This window comes from Amycolatopsis sp. NPDC043889, assembly GCF_056435645.1.
Genome location: NZ_JBWKEC010000004.1, coordinates 364,008 through 377,361 on the forward strand (window position 1 = coordinate 364,008; position 13,354 = coordinate 377,361).

At 68.8% G+C, this 13,354-nt stretch carries 14 protein-coding genes and 1 tRNA gene; 5 read left to right on the forward strand and 10 right to left on the reverse strand.

Features of this window, described 5'->3' with window-relative positions; genetic code table 11:
- Positions 1-9: 9 nt before the first annotated feature.
- From AC0685_RS11975 to AC0685_RS11990, 4 genes are all read right to left on the reverse strand, one after another.
- The gene (locus AC0685_RS11975) at positions 10-990 is read right to left on the reverse strand and encodes a ribose-phosphate diphosphokinase (protein ID WP_478225515.1); all 981 of its coding nucleotides are present in this window, start codon (positions 988-990) and stop codon (positions 10-12) included.
- Positions 987-2,474, reverse strand: a complete 1,488-nt coding sequence (glmU, locus tag AC0685_RS11980; protein ID WP_478225516.1) for a bifunctional UDP-N-acetylglucosamine diphosphorylase/glucosamine-1-phosphate N-acetyltransferase GlmU — start codon at positions 2,472-2,474, stop codon at positions 987-989. Before glmU ends, AC0685_RS11975 begins: the two co-directional genes overlap by 4 nt.
- A gap of 44 nt (positions 2,475-2,518) precedes the next feature.
- Positions 2,519-4,267, reverse strand: a complete 1,749-nt coding sequence (locus AC0685_RS11985) for a GGDEF domain-containing protein (protein ID WP_478225517.1) — start codon at positions 4,265-4,267, stop codon at positions 2,519-2,521.
- Positions 4,268-4,310: 43 nt separating this feature from the next.
- Positions 4,311-4,382, reverse strand: a tRNA-Gln gene (locus tag AC0685_RS11990).
- 173 nt (positions 4,383-4,555) lie between these two features.
- On the opposite strand from AC0685_RS11990, the gene AC0685_RS11995 reads away from it, so the two are divergent.
- Both AC0685_RS11995 and AC0685_RS12000 read left to right on the forward strand, forming a co-directional pair.
- Positions 4,556-5,506 (forward strand): acyl-CoA desaturase, encoded by a 951-nt coding sequence (locus AC0685_RS11995; RefSeq protein WP_125674120.1) that lies wholly within the window; start codon positions 4,556-4,558, stop codon positions 5,504-5,506.
- A gap of 98 nt (positions 5,507-5,604) precedes the next feature.
- Positions 5,605-6,198 (forward strand): TetR/AcrR family transcriptional regulator, encoded by a 594-nt coding sequence (locus AC0685_RS12000; RefSeq protein ID WP_037318732.1) that lies wholly within the window; start codon positions 5,605-5,607, stop codon positions 6,196-6,198.
- Here AC0685_RS12000 and AC0685_RS12005 read toward each other — a convergent pair whose 3' ends face one another.
- Positions 6,199-6,591: an NUDIX hydrolase gene (locus tag AC0685_RS12005; RefSeq protein WP_478225518.1), complete on the reverse strand. Its 393-nt coding sequence runs from the start codon at positions 6,589-6,591 to the stop codon at positions 6,199-6,201.
- Positions 6,592-6,594: 3 nt separating this feature from the next.
- Positions 6,595-7,116: an isochorismatase family protein gene (locus AC0685_RS12010; RefSeq protein WP_478225519.1), complete on the reverse strand. Its 522-nt coding sequence runs from the start codon at positions 7,114-7,116 to the stop codon at positions 6,595-6,597.
- 54 nt (positions 7,117-7,170) lie between these two features.
- Between AC0685_RS12010 and AC0685_RS12015 the strand changes: the two genes are divergently transcribed.
- Entirely contained in the window at positions 7,171-7,860 is a 690-nt protein-coding gene (locus tag AC0685_RS12015; RefSeq protein WP_478225552.1) for an SDR family NAD(P)-dependent oxidoreductase, read from the forward strand.
- Here the strand turns inward: AC0685_RS12015 and AC0685_RS12020 are convergent.
- From AC0685_RS12020 to AC0685_RS12030, 3 genes are read right to left on the reverse strand one after another with little or no spacing between them, the layout of a single operon-like run.
- Positions 7,857-9,041 carry a PQQ-dependent sugar dehydrogenase gene (locus tag AC0685_RS12020; RefSeq protein WP_478225520.1) on the reverse strand — a complete coding sequence of 395 codons (1,185 nt, stop codon included), beginning with the start codon at positions 9,039-9,041 and terminating at the stop codon, positions 7,857-7,859. The genes AC0685_RS12015 and AC0685_RS12020 overlap by 4 nt on opposite strands.
- A gap of 21 nt (positions 9,042-9,062) precedes the next feature.
- A complete protein-coding gene (locus AC0685_RS12025; RefSeq protein ID WP_478225521.1) occupies positions 9,063-9,725 on the reverse strand; it encodes a response regulator in 663 nt (220 codons plus the stop codon).
- Complete coding sequence (locus AC0685_RS12030; protein ID WP_478225522.1) at positions 9,722-10,888, reverse strand: sensor histidine kinase; 1,167 nt, start codon at positions 10,886-10,888, stop codon at positions 9,722-9,724. The genes AC0685_RS12025 and AC0685_RS12030 overlap by 4 nt, the downstream gene beginning before the upstream one ends.
- 131 nt (positions 10,889-11,019) lie before the next feature.
- On the opposite strand from AC0685_RS12030, the gene AC0685_RS12035 reads away from it, so the two are divergent.
- Positions 11,020-11,649, forward strand: a complete 630-nt coding sequence (locus AC0685_RS12035; protein ID WP_478225523.1) for a class I SAM-dependent methyltransferase — start codon at positions 11,020-11,022, stop codon at positions 11,647-11,649.
- Here AC0685_RS12035 and AC0685_RS12040 read toward each other — a convergent pair.
- On the reverse strand, positions 11,576-12,340 hold the full coding sequence (locus tag AC0685_RS12040) for an MmyB family transcriptional regulator (RefSeq protein WP_478225524.1): 765 nt from the start codon (positions 12,338-12,340) through the stop codon (positions 11,576-11,578). The two genes, AC0685_RS12035 and AC0685_RS12040, sit on opposite strands and share 74 nt — an antisense overlap.
- A gap of 86 nt (positions 12,341-12,426) precedes the next feature.
- On the opposite strand from AC0685_RS12040, the gene AC0685_RS12045 reads away from it, so the two are divergent.
- Positions 12,427-13,341, forward strand: coding sequence for an LLM class flavin-dependent oxidoreductase (locus AC0685_RS12045; RefSeq protein WP_478225525.1), 915 nt, complete (start codon positions 12,427-12,429; stop codon positions 13,339-13,341).
- The last annotated feature ends 13 nt before the right edge of the window (positions 13,342-13,354 follow it).

Consider the following 13,354-nt stretch of genomic DNA (forward strand, 5'->3'; position numbering starts at 1 on the left):
TCGCCTGGATCAGGCGTTGCCGTCGAAGAGGGACGTGACCGACCCGTCCTCGAAGACCTGCTGGATCGCCTGCGCCAGCAGCGGCGCGATGGACAGCACGGTCAGCCCGGGGAACCGCTTCTCCTCCGGGATCGGCAGCGTGTTGGTGATGATGACCTCGCGCGCCTTGCAGTTCGACAGCCGCTCGGTGGCGGGGTCGGACAGGATGCCGTGGGTCGAGGCGATGACGACGTCGGACGCGCCTTCGTCGAGCAGGGCCTCGGTGGCCTTCACGATCGTGCCGCCGGTGTCGATCATGTCGTCGATCAGCACGCACAGCTGACCGCGGACCTTGCCGACGACGCGGTTGGCGACGGCCTGGTTCGGCTTGTCGGGGTCGCGGGTCTTGTGGATGAAGGCGATCGGCCGGTCACCCAGCTGCGCCGCCCACTTCTCGGCGAGCCGCACGCGGCCGGAGTCCGGCGAGACGACGGTGATGTTCTCGCCGTGGTAGGTCTTGTTGATGTGCGCGGCCAGCACGTTCTGCGCGAGCAGGTGGTCGACGGGGCCGTCGAAGAAGCCCTGGATCTGCGCGGTGTGCAGGTCGACCGTCATGATCCGGTCGGCGCCCGCGGTCTTGAACAGGTCCGCGATCAGGCGCGCGGAGATCGGTTCGCGGCCCTTGTGCTTCTTGTCCTGCCGCGCGTACGGGTAGAACGGCATGATCACGGTGATCCGCTTGGCGCTCGCGCGCTTGAGGGCGTCCACCATGATCAGCTGCTCCATCACCCATTCGTTGATGGGAGCGGGGTGGCTCTGGATCACGAAAGCGTCGGTCCCGCGCACCGATTCGTTGAACCGGACGAAGATCTCCCCGTTGGCGAAGTTGTGCGCGGTCTGCGGAACGACCGACACGTTGAGGTGCTTGGCGACCTCTTCCGCGAGTTCCGGGTGGGCGCGCCCGGAGAAGAGCATCAGGTTCTTCTTCGGTGTTCCGGACTTCGAGCTCATGCTGGCGACTCCCCGTCGTTTCCCTTGTTTGAATCGGACACGGCGGTGGTGTCCTGCTTCGCGGCGGAAGCTGCTCCCGCCGCGGGTGTGCCCGGCCTGCGCCGGGACACCCAGTCTTCGATGTTGCGCTGCGGCCCGGTGGACACGGCGAGCGCGCCCGGGGGCACGTCTTGCCTGATCACGGTGCCTGCCCCACTGTAGGCGCCATCGCCGATGGTCACCGGGGCGACGAACGTGTTGTCCGCGCCGAGCCGCACATGGGAGCCGATCGTGGTGTGGTGCTTGTTCACGCCGTCGTAGTTGACGAAGACGCTGGAGCACCCGATGTTGCTGTTCTCGCCGATGCTCGCGTCGCCGACGTAGGTCAGGTGCGGGACCTTCGTGCCGGCGCCGATGTCGGCGTTCTTCGTCTCGACGAAAGCGCCGAGTTTGCCCTTGGTCCCCAGCTTGGAGCCGGGACGCAGGTAGGTGAACGGGCCGACCTTCACGCCGTCGCCCAGTTCCGAATCGGAACCGTGCGTCCGCACCACCGACGCGCCCGCACCGACGGAGACGTTCTCCAGGGTGCTGTCCGGGCCGATCTGCGCGCCCTCGCCGACCGACGTCGAACCCTTCAGCTGCACGCCGGGCTCGATGACGACGTCGCGCGACAGGGTCACACCCGCGTCGATCCAGGTGCTCGCGGGGTCGACGACGGTGACGCCCGCCCGCTGCCAGCCACGGACGATCCGGCGGTTCAGTTCGGCGCCGAGGACGGAGAGCTGAACGCGGTCGTTGACGCCTTCGGTCACCCACGGGTCGTCGATGACCAGCGCGCCGACGCCCTTGCCGTCGCCGCGGGCGATGCCGAGGACGTCGGTGAGGTAGAGCTCGCCCTGCGCGTTGTCCGTCGAAAGCCGCGAGAGCCCGTCGACGAGGACCGAAGCGTCGAAGGCGTAGACGCCGGAGTTGATTTCGGCGATTTCGTGCTGTTCGGGGGTGGCGTCCTTCTGCTCGACGATCGAGGTGACGACGTTGTTTTCGTCGCGGATGATCCGGCCGTAACCGGTCGGGTTCTCGACGACCGCGGTCAGCACGGTGACCGCGTTACCGGTGGAGGTGTGCTCGGCGACCAGGGAAGCGAGCGTTTCGGTGTCGAGCAGCGGGACGTCGCCGTAGCTGACGACGACGGTGCCGGTCAGCCCGGCGGGCAGCGCGGAGAGCGCGCACGAGACGGCGTGCCCGGTGCCCTTCTGCTCTTCCTGGACGGCCGTGACGACCTGGCGGCCGAGTGCCTCGCCGACCTTTTCCAGCCGGGCGCCGACCGAGTCGCGACCGTGGCCGACGACCACGACCAGGTGCTCCGGGTTCAGTCCCGCGGCGGCCCGCACCGCGTGCTCGACCAACGGACGGCCGGCGATCGGGTGCAGCACCTTCGGGGTGGACGAACGCATGCGGGTGCCCTCACCCGCGGCGAGGATCAACGTGCTCAGCGGGCCGGTCACGGCTCTCCCAACATTTCACCAACGGTGGTTGTCGGGCATTGATCCTACGTGGGCTGCTCGGAGTCCCACGCGGGGTCGGTCGGAGCATCCTCACCGGGCCATCCGGTCGCCGGGTCGATGGCCATCGAGTTCACCGACGAAACCTGGTTCCCGCCGCCGCGTTTCGCCTGGTACATGGCCGCGTCGGCGCGGGCGAGGACCTGCTCGGCCCGTTCCTGCGGGCGAAGCGAGACGAGGCCGACGGAGAGGGTGACGCCGTGCGAAAGATGGTGCGGCAGAGATGCGACGGCATTCACAGAACGCCCCAGCGCCTGCTTCGCCGCGGAGGCCGGAGCCCCAGGTAGAAGCACGATGAACTCGTCTCCGCCGTAGCGGGCGACCACGTCGTCTCCGCGCAGGGCGTCGCGCAGCGTGCTCGCGATGACACGGAGCACGTTGTCGCCCTCGGCGTGCGACTGCTTGTCGTTGACGTCCTTGAAACCGTCGAGGTCGACCAGCGCGACCGCGAGCGGCTGGGCGTCGGCGGACGACGCCAGCGAACGCAGCTTTTCGTCGAGCGCGCGCCGGTTCGGCAACCCGGTGAGCGGGTCCTGGAGGGCCTGCTGGGTGATCGCGCCGTGCTCGGCGGACAGGCGTTCGTGCTCCCGGCGCGCGTTGAGCGTGGCGATCTGCGATTCCCGCAGCGACCACATCTCCGTTTCCAGGATGGTCGCGTAGTCGATCAGCGACTGGCTCGCCCCCGACGCGTAGTCCGGGGTGGTGTCGAGCCTGGCGAGCTCGCGGGCGAGGTTCAACCGCATCGACGGCAGCGAGCCGTCCTCGTTGTCCTCGCGGACCTCTTTGAGCACCTGCAGGGCGTCCTCGCGTCGGCCGTCGTTGTCCAGGCAGCGGGCCAGCGCGATGGCGATGATCTCGCGTTCGTGCGGGAACACCAGTTCCGGATGCAGCAGCGAGTTCAGGCGTTCGATATGCGACGAATCGGGCGACGCCAGTGCGGCGGCCGCGGCGAGCACGCCGACCTGGTCGATCGCGGGCACCCCGGCCTTGCGCGGGAAGAGCGACTCGGTGAACGGGCCTTCGGCGGCCTGGGCCATCGACGCCGCGGTGCGGAACTTGTCCGCGCCCTCGTCGTAGCGCTCGATGCGTTCGAGCCGCAGACCCCAGCCCAGCAGCATCTTGACCCGGTTGATCAGCTGGAGCGCGATCTCATGCGGGCTCGCGCTGTCGCGGATCGCCTGCGCGGCGCGGGCGATGGCCTCCTCGGCCGCCTCGTAGACGCCCAGCTGGTTCAGCACCAGCCAGCAGTCGACCAGGGTCGTGGACAGCATCCGGTCCCAGTTGCGCCTGCCGACCTGGCGGTCCGGGACCGCGGAGTCGTCGAGGATGGCCAGCGCCCTGGCGATCTCGGTGAGGGCGGCGTCCTCCTGTTTGGCGATCACAAGACGGCGGCCGCGCATGGCGTGCGCGTCGGCCCGCATCAGCGCGAGCCCGTGCCGTCTGGTGTGCGCGAGCATCTCGTCGAGCCGGGGCTCGGCTTCGGCGGCGAGACCGCGAGTGACGAGCCTGGCCATCGCCGAGTAGCGCAGCAGCTGGGCGACCAGCAACGGTTCGCCGCGGCGCTGCGTCTCGTCGAGGAGTTCGTCGAGGCTGGTGACGATGTCCAGCTGTTCGGCGTAGCTGACCCGCTGGATGGCCGCTCCGAGTTCGCGCGCGCGACCGTAGAGCCAGGCATCGGACATCTCCGCAAGCGCCGGCCGCCTGCCACTGGTCGTCGCGTCCTCGGTCAGCCGCACACACCCCCACCGTTGAAAACGCCGCTGGTCATCTGTTCGTCTGCTCCGCCGCCAGGATTCGAACCTGAACTGTCAGAACCAAAATCTGAAGTGCTGCCGATTACACTACGGCGGATCGATCCTGGTCAGGATAGCCATGCCGGGGACCTCCGCGTGCGCCCGGGGGTTGTCTCACTGTCGCGGGCACTCCACAGGGGCCGAAACCTCCTGTACCGTAACTTACGGCATCGTAGGTAAGGTCACCCTTAGGGAAACCCTCGGGGTTGCGCATAGAAAAGAAGTGACTGCATGACGGCTACCCTGGACCGTTCCCAGAAGCCCGCGAAGGGCCCCAAGCCGGTAATCGAAGGACATCGATCGAGCGGCGTGCAGCTCTCGGTCTACCTCGGGGTCATCTTCCCGCTCGCCGCGTTGCTCGCGGCCGTCCCGTTCGCCTGGGGCTGGGGACTGACCTGGGTCGACGTCGGCTTGTTCGTGGTCTTCTACGCGATCAGCGGGCTCGGTATCACCGTTTCGTACCACCGCTACTTCACGCACGGCTCGTTCAAGGCCAAGCCGTGGCTGCGCGTCGCGATGGCGATCGCCGGCAGCATGGCCGTCCAGGGCCCCGTGATCACCTGGGTCGCCGACCACCGGCGCCACCACGCCTTCTCCGACCGCGACGGCGACCCGCATTCGCCGTGGCTGTTCGGGACGACACCCGTCGCCATCGCCAAGGGGTTCTGGCACGCGCACATGGGCTGGCTGTTCGACCGCGACCAGACCAACGCGGAGCGGTTCGCACCCGACCTGGTGAAGGATCCGGCCATCAAGAAGGTCGACGACCTGTTCTGGCTGTGGAGCCTGCTCACCCTGGTGCTGCCCGCGATCCTCGGTGGACTGATCACCTGGTCGTTCTGGGGCGCGGTGACCGCGTTCTTCTGGGCCGGGCTGGTGCGCGTCTGCGTGCTGCACCACGTGACCTGGTCGGTCAACTCGGTCTGCCACATGATCGGCGAGCGCCCGTTCGCGGCCCGCGACAAGTCGGCCAACTTCTGGCCGCTGGCGATCTTCTCCTTCGGCGAGTCGTGGCACAACCTGCACCACGCCGACCCGACTTCGGCGCGGCACGGTGTGCAGCGCGGCCAGATCGACATTTCCGCGCGGCTGATTTGGATCTTCGAGAAGTTCGGCTGGGCCTACGACGTGCGCTGGCCGACCCCGCAGCGCCTCGCGCGCATCGCCACTGAAAGCAAATAGCGAGGTCGCGTTAGTCTTCTGCGATGGCGGGGAGAAGGCGGACCAAACGTGAAGCGGTCACCGGGGCGCGTCCTGTCGCTCCGGTGGCCCGGGTGCGGATGACGGGGACCGAGCGCAGGCAGCAGCTGCTCAACGTCGCCAGGGCCCTGTTCGCGGAGAAGGGTTTCGAAGGCACGTCCATCGAGGAGATCGCGCATCGCGCGAACGTCTCCAAACCGGTGGTGTACGAGCATTTCGGCGGCAAGGAAGGCATCTACGCCGTCGTCGTCGACCGCGAGACGCAGCTGCTGCTCGACCGGATGGTGTCCACCCTCCATGGTGGACACCCGAGGGTGATGCTGGAGCAGGCGGCGATCGCGTTGCTCTCCTACGTCGAGGACTCCCACGACGGCTTCCGCATCCTGGTGCGGGATTCACCGGTCGCGAGTTCGACGGGCACGTTCTCGACGGTGCTGAACGACATCGCCAGCCAGGTCGAGCACATCCTCGCGCAGCAGTTCGCCGCGCGGGGCTACGACGAGAAGCTGGCCGCGCTGTACGCGCAGGCGCTCGTCGGGATGGTCGCGCTCACCGGGCAGTGGTGGCTCGACGCCAGGAAGCCGAAGCGCGACGAGGTCGCCGCGCATCTGGTCAACCTGGCCTGGAACGGTCTGTCCAATTTGGAGCACAAACCCAAGCTGCGGCTGTACTAGTCAGCGCAGGAGGCCGGTCTCCCGCAGGTGATCGAAGATGATCTTGTCCACCGCGGAGACCCGGTCCCTGTCCTCGTAGCCGAGCCACGCGACCTCGTCGATCTCGCTGCTGGCCGTGAGTGTCCCGCCGAATTCGGCCGTGTAGCAGGTCATCCGGACCAGTAGCCCCGTCGCGTGGCCATCGGCCTGCGCTTCGAAGACGCCGGCGGGCTCGATGCTCGCCGGAACGATCTCGACGGTCAGTTCCTCGCGGACTTCGCGGATCAGTGTCTCCGTGTCGGTTTCGCCGGGATCGCGTTTGCCGCCGGGCAGGTAGAACACGGATTTGCCGCGCGAGCGGGTGCTCAGGATCCGGCCGTCGAGCAGGTGCAGCCAAGCGATCTTGTCGATCATGGTTCAGCCCAGCGCCGCGGCGGTCTCGGCGGTCGTGAGCACTTCGCCCAGCCGCGGGAACACCTTCGTGACCGCCGACTCATGGGAGATCGCGGCGATACCCGCCATCGCGTCCGAAACGGCGATGGTCTCGTAGGCGTGGTCGATCGCGGCCCTCAGTGTCGATTCGACGCCGTATTCCGTGGCGATCCCGGCGAGCACCAGTGTCTTCACACCGAGTCCGCGCAGGAGTTCGTCGAGTCCGGTGCGGTAGAACGCGCCGATCGTGTGCTTGGTGATCAGGTGCTCGCCTTCACGAGGCGTCAGCTCGGCGACCAGTTCGCTGCCGGGCGGTTGCTCGTCGACACCCGGCCGGTGCGCGCGCACGTGGACGATCGGTGAGCCGGCCGCGCTGAAGGCCTCTCGCAACAGGACGGCGTTCGACACGACCTCGGTGCCTTCGATCGGGACGGTCTCCAGCGCGACGATCCGCGTCTGGAGGTCGATCAGGACGAGCGCCGTCGTCGCCGGGTCGATCTTCGTCATGGGGGAAGCCTAGTGTCCCTATGCCGGAGGTCATGGGGCAGAACGGGGGAAGTGGTGGTCACCGGCGGCGGCACCGGGATCGGTCACGCGGTCGCGGCGGCGTTCGCCGCGCGAGGTGATCGGGTGACGATCACCGGCCACCGCGAACAGGTCCTCACCGAGGCCGCCACGCTGCTCGGCGCGAACCCAGTCCTGTTCGACGCGGTGGACCGGGCGCCGGCCGAACCGCCGGAGCGCGTCGACGTCCTGGGCAACAACGCGGGCGGGAACACCGATTTCCGGAACGAGCCCGCCGAAGACCTGAATGCCTTCGCGGCGAACTGGCAGGCCAACATCGACGCGAACGTGTTCAGCGCCGTGCTGGTCACCCGTGCCTTGCGGGAAAGGTTCGCCGACGGCGCGCGGATCGTCACCATCGGCTCCATCGCCGCGCGGACGGGAGCGGGTTCCTCCAGTGCGGCCAAGGCCGCGCTGGAGGCGTGGAACGTCGATGTGGCAAGGGAATTCGGGCCGCGCGGGATCACCGCGAACATCGTCGCGCCCGGACTGGTCGGGGATACCGAATTCTTCCAGGGCAAGCTGTCCGACGAACGCCGGGCGTGGCTGATCTGCAACACGCTGACCAAACGCGCCGGCGAGCCCGCGGACGTCGCCGAAGTGGTGGCCTTCCTGGCGAGCCCGGAGGCGCGGCACGTCACCGGCCAGATCGTCCACGTCAACGGCGGCGCGCACCTCGGTCGTTAGGCACCAGGGGTGACCTTCAGCAGTTTGTCGTCCTCGCCTTCCGAAGTCGTGATGTAGAGCGAGCCGTCGGGCGCGCTTCGGACGGCGCGAAGCCTGCCGAACTTGTCGTCGAACTCGGGCGGCAGCGTCACTTCGGTGACCTTGCCCGCGTCGTCGAGGCGGAACAGCAGGAGCTTCTGGCCTTTCAGCGCGGTCACGGCCAGCGAGCCTTCGAGCGCTCCCCACTGCGATCCGGTGAGGAACTCCGCGCCGCAGATCGCCTCGGTGATCTCGCCGGTCGTCCACAAAGGACTGACGGCGTCCGGGAAGCGCTGCTTGTCGGTCATCGGGACGCTTTCGTCGTAGCTGGTCTCGGTGCCGCCCTTGGAGGGGTCCCAGCCGTAGTTCGCGCCCGCGGTCTCCAGGTTGACCTCGTCGTCGATGGTCGGCCCGTGCTCGGCGGTGAACACCTGCCCGGTGCCGGGACGGACCGTGACGCCCTGGACGTTGCGGTGCCCGTAGGTGAACACGCGCTGTTCGTTCGGGTTCGCGGACTTGATGAACGGGTTGTCCGGCAACGCGTTCCCGGTCTTCGCGTCGACGCGGAGCACCTTGCCGCCGAGACTCGTCCGGTCCTGCGGATGCTGCGGGCGGGCGGTGTCGCCGGTGCCGATGAGCAGCGCGCCGTCCGCGCCGAACGCGGGACGGCAGCCGGAGTGCCTGCCGCTGGGGTTCACCGGCAACCCGGTCAGGAGGTCCTTGACCTTCGTGGCGCTCGCGCCGTCGTCCGACAGCCGCCAGGTGACCAGCCGGATGTCGACGGCGGTGTCGCCCTCCTTGTGGGTCTGGCAGGTGATGAACTCGCGTGACGTCGCGAAGTCCTTGCTGATCACCATCCCCATCAGGCCGCCTTCGCCGCGGACGTGGACGTCGGAGAAGTCCGCGGCGACGTCGCGTTTCGTGCCGCCTTCGACCAGGGCCAGCTTCCCGGGGCGCTGGGTGACGAGGATCTTCCCGTCCGGCAGGAAACCGACGTCCCAGCCGTGTTCGAGCCCGGCCGTCACCTGCTCGATCTTCAGCGCCGACGCGGCGGGCTTCGAAGTGACCGGTGGTGCGCTCTGGACCGTCTCGCTCGAAGCCCCGGAACAGGCCGTGACCAGCAAGGACAGCGAAGCGAACACGACGACGGCGGAAGTGCGCATGTCTTCAGCATGCCACCGTGCTCAACCACCCGCGCGAACCAAACCGCTTTCGTAGGCGAACACGACCGCGTGCACCCGGTCGCGCAGTGAGAGTTTCGCGAGAATGCGGCCGACGTGGGTTTTCACCGTCGTCTCGCCGATGTAGAGCTTCGAGGCGATTTCGCTGTTCGCCAGGCCGCGCGCGATGAGCGCGAGGACGTCCTTCTCGCGTTCGGTCAGCTTCTCCAGCCGCTTGCTTTCACCGCCGTCGCGGGCGTCGTCCAGATAGCGGTCCAGCAGGCGTTTCGTGACCGAAGGGGAGACCATCGAATCCCCGCGAAGCACACCTCGGATCGCGACGAGGATTTCTTCGGCCGGAGCGTCCTTGACCAGGAAACCGCTGGCACCGGCGCGCAACGCCGCGTACGCGTACTCGTCGAGGTCGAAGGTGGTGATCATCAGGACCCGCGTCCCTGGCAGCGCCGCGCAGATCCGCTCCGTCGCTGCGACGCCGTCGAGCACCGGCATCCGGACGTCCATCAGGACCAGATCCGGCCGCAGTCTCAATGCGGTCTCCACCGCTTCGGCCCCGTTGGCGGCTTCGCCCGCGACGGTCAGGTCCTCCTGGCTCGTGACGATCATGCCCATCCCGACGCGGACCAGTTCCTGGTCGTCGCAGATCAGCACCTTCACCGGGGATGTCATCCCGCCTCCACCACCAGGCTCGCGGCCACCCGGTAACCGCCGTCCCGGGTCGGCCCGGTGTCGAGTGTCCCGTGGAACATCTCGACCCGCTGCGCCATCCCCGCCAGGCCCCGCCCCGAAGACGGCAGCCTCGGCGCGGGCGGCCCGGAACCGCCGGTGTTCGTCACCTCGATCCGGACGTCCCGGCGCGGGCCCTCCTCGCTGAAATCGATTTCGACGGTTCCGCTCGCGTCGCCGGGCGCGTGCTTGATCATGTTCGTCAGTGCTTCCTGGACGATCCGGTACGCCTGGAGCGCGGCGCTGGGCGGCAGCCCGTCGGCGTCACCGGTGACCCGGAGACCGACTTCGCGGCCCGTCGCGCTCACTTGCTCGACCAAATCGCGAAGTTCCGCGACGGCGGGCTGAGGACTTCGAACGGTTTCGCCCGCATGGAGGACCTCCAGGAGACGGCGCAACTCGGCCAGCGCGTCGCGACCCGCTTTGCCGATCGTGTCGAGCGTGCGGTCGACCGCTTCGGGATCCTTGTGACGCATGAGTTTCGCGCCCTCGGCGTTGATCACGATGACACTCACGCTGTGCGCGAGGACGTCGTGCAGTTCCCGCGCGATGCGGGTGCGTTCTTCGGCGACCGCCGCTCGCGCGCGGGCGTCCTGTTCGGACGCGGCCAACTCGGCCTTCGCCGCCTCCTCGTCCGAAAGACGTTGGCGCGCGCGGAAGAATTCGCCGAGCGCCCAGGCCGCGACGTGCAGCGGGATCGTCGCGAAGATCGCGACCTCCGGTCCCTGTTCGGTGGTGGCTCCCCAGGTGAGGCCCCAGGTGACGTCGAGGGAGACGATGACGACGGCGATGACCGCGGCGAACCGGCGGTTCCCCGCGCGGACCATGGTGTAGAGCGCGACGGCCATCGCCAGTTCGCAGCGGCCGCGGTCGTACGCCCAGACCTCCACGAGGCTCTGCGCGGCCACACCCGTGACGATCAGCACCGCGACGATCTCGGGATGACGTCGCCGCCAGAGCAGCGGGAGGAGGAAGAGGTACGGCACGAGCAGGATCGCCTTGGGGACCGGCGACGACCCTGTCGGCGCGAGGAAGATGAAGCACGCGAAGAGCGGCAGGTCGGTCACCCACGGGTGGGCGCGGATCCGCTCGGACAGCCTGAGCACGTCCCGAACGTAACCGCGGTGGGCGGCCGAGCGCGTCGTCCTGGGGTACCCCCGTCGTCCTCCCGCGGGAGGACGGGGACGGCCGTCGCGGCCGACGCGGGGCCACGGAACCCGTTCCTAGCGTCGGGATCATGTCGATCACCAGGGAATTCCTCCGCCATCCGATGCTCACCGGGGCCGTCGCGGCCAGCTCCCCGAAACTGGCCGAAGCCATGACGGCGGGCCTCGGGCTGGAAAACGCCAGGTTCGTCGTCGAGCTGGGGCCCGGTACGGGCGTGTTCACCGGTGCGATCCTCCGGCGGCTGCCGCCGGGCGCCCGGCTGGTCGCCGTCGAGATCAATCCCAGGCTCGCCGGGAACCTGCGGGAGCGGTATCCGGAGATCGAGATCGTCCAGGGATCCGCCGAGAGCCTGGACGAGTACGTGCGTGAGGCCGCCGACGTCGTGGTTTCCGGTCTGCCGTGGACGGTCATGACAGCGGAACGCCAGGAACGGATCCTCGACCGGGTGACCGAAGTCCTGGTCCCGAACGGGCGGTTCACGACCTTCGCCTACGCCCACGCCGCCTGGGCACCGCCGGGCAGGCGGTTCGCCGCCGCGCTGCGTGACCGGTTCGCGGTGACCGGGCGCTCGCCGGTCGTCTGGCCGAACCTGCCGCCCGCGTTCGTGCACCGCGCGGCCCTGCCGGTCAGCGCATCAGGATCGCGGCCGTCTCGGCGTCGGCGGGGAGGAAGGTCTCCAGTTTCAATTCCGACACCGTGACGTCGGCCGCGGTGGCGAACGTCGTGATGGCCGTGATCAGCCGCAGCTCGCCCGCCGAAGTGGACAGGCGCATCGGCACGGCGAACCCGAGATGGTCCGGGCCGGGCGGTCCCGGCTCCGGAACGTAACTTTCGAGTTCGGCCAGCAGTGCGGCGAGCCGCTCGTCGGGCGCGTGCGCGATCTCCTGCGTCAGCCGTTCCAGGATGTGCCGCGCCCAATCCGCGAGGTTCCGAACTCGCGGCGCCATCCCCTTCGGATGCAGCGCGAGCCGCAGGGTGTTGACCGGTTCCTCCAGCAGTTCCGGCGCCACGTCCTCGAAGAGCAGGTCGAGCGCGTCGTTGCGGGCGACGAGCACGCCGTAGCGGTCGACGACGATGGCCGGGTACGGCCGGTGCCCGTCGAGCAGCCGACGCATGCCGTCGAGGACCGGCTTCACCGCGGGATCGTCCAGATCCGTTTCGGGGAAACCGGGGGCGAACCCGGCCGCGAGCAGCAGGCCGTTGCGTTCCCGGAGCGGGAGTTCGAGCGATTCGGCGACGCGCAGCACCAGGCCGCGGCCGGGGATCGACCGGCCGCCTTCCAGGAAACTCACATGCCGTTGGGTGGTCCCGGCCCGGAGCGCCAGTTCCAGCTGGGAAAGCCGCCGCCGCTCACGCCAGCCCCGCAGCGCGGGGCCGAATCCGGAAACCATGGCCGTCATCTTGGCCGAGCCGCCGTCGGCGCCGCCATTCCCTCGAAGGAATTGAGACGATTCCCCGCCGCGGCGATGCTCCCGGCATGAAATTCGGTCTGGTCGTCCCTACTTATCGGTCCATCCTCGACGCCGGGCGCACCGCGCCGGAAATGGTCGCCATCGCCGTCGAAGCCGAGCGCCTCGGCCTCGATTCGGTCTGGGTCGGCGACACCCTCGCGCGGGCGCCCATCGATCCGTTGACGTTGCTCGCCGCGTTCGCCGCCAGAACCGAGCGGGTCACCCTCGGCACCGCCGCGCTGCTTCCGGCGTTGCGGGATCCGCTGCTTTCCGCGAACGCGATCCTCTCGCTCGACCTGCTCAGCCAGGGCCGGGTCACACTCGGCGTCGGCGCGGGGTTCGCCGGCCGCAGCGAACCCGAGTTCGCCTTCACGCGCGTGCCGTGGGAACGCCGCCGCGCCCGGCTCGACGACATCGTCGCGCTGTGGCGGCACGTCTGGAGCGGGAACAGCGGTCCGTTCCACGGCGACGTGCTGCACTACGACACACTTCCGGAGTATCCGGAACCGCACCGTCCGGGTGGTCCGCCGGTGTGGCTGGCCGCGTTCACCCCGGGCGCGCTCCAGCGGGCGGGACGGCTTTACGACGGCTGGCTGCCGTATCCGCCCGACGTCGCGGACTACGCCGACGGGCTCGCGAAGATCCGCGAAGCAGCTGTACGTCCCGTGACGCCCGCGTTGTTCGCGACAGTGCTCATCGAGGAGGACTCGATCCGTGCCCGCGAGCGGATGGAGGACTACGCGCAGCGGAATTACGGCGTTCCGCTGGACTTCGTCGAGAAGATCCAAGTGCAGATCGCGGGCAGCCCGGCGCAGGTCGCCGACAGGTTGCGCGAATACCAGGACGCGGGCGCCGAACACGTGCTGATCCGGATCGCGACGCAGGAACCGGCCGAGTTCGACGAACAGCTTCCGAAGGTCGCCGACGCCTTGCCCCGGTAATCGCGCGGCGGAC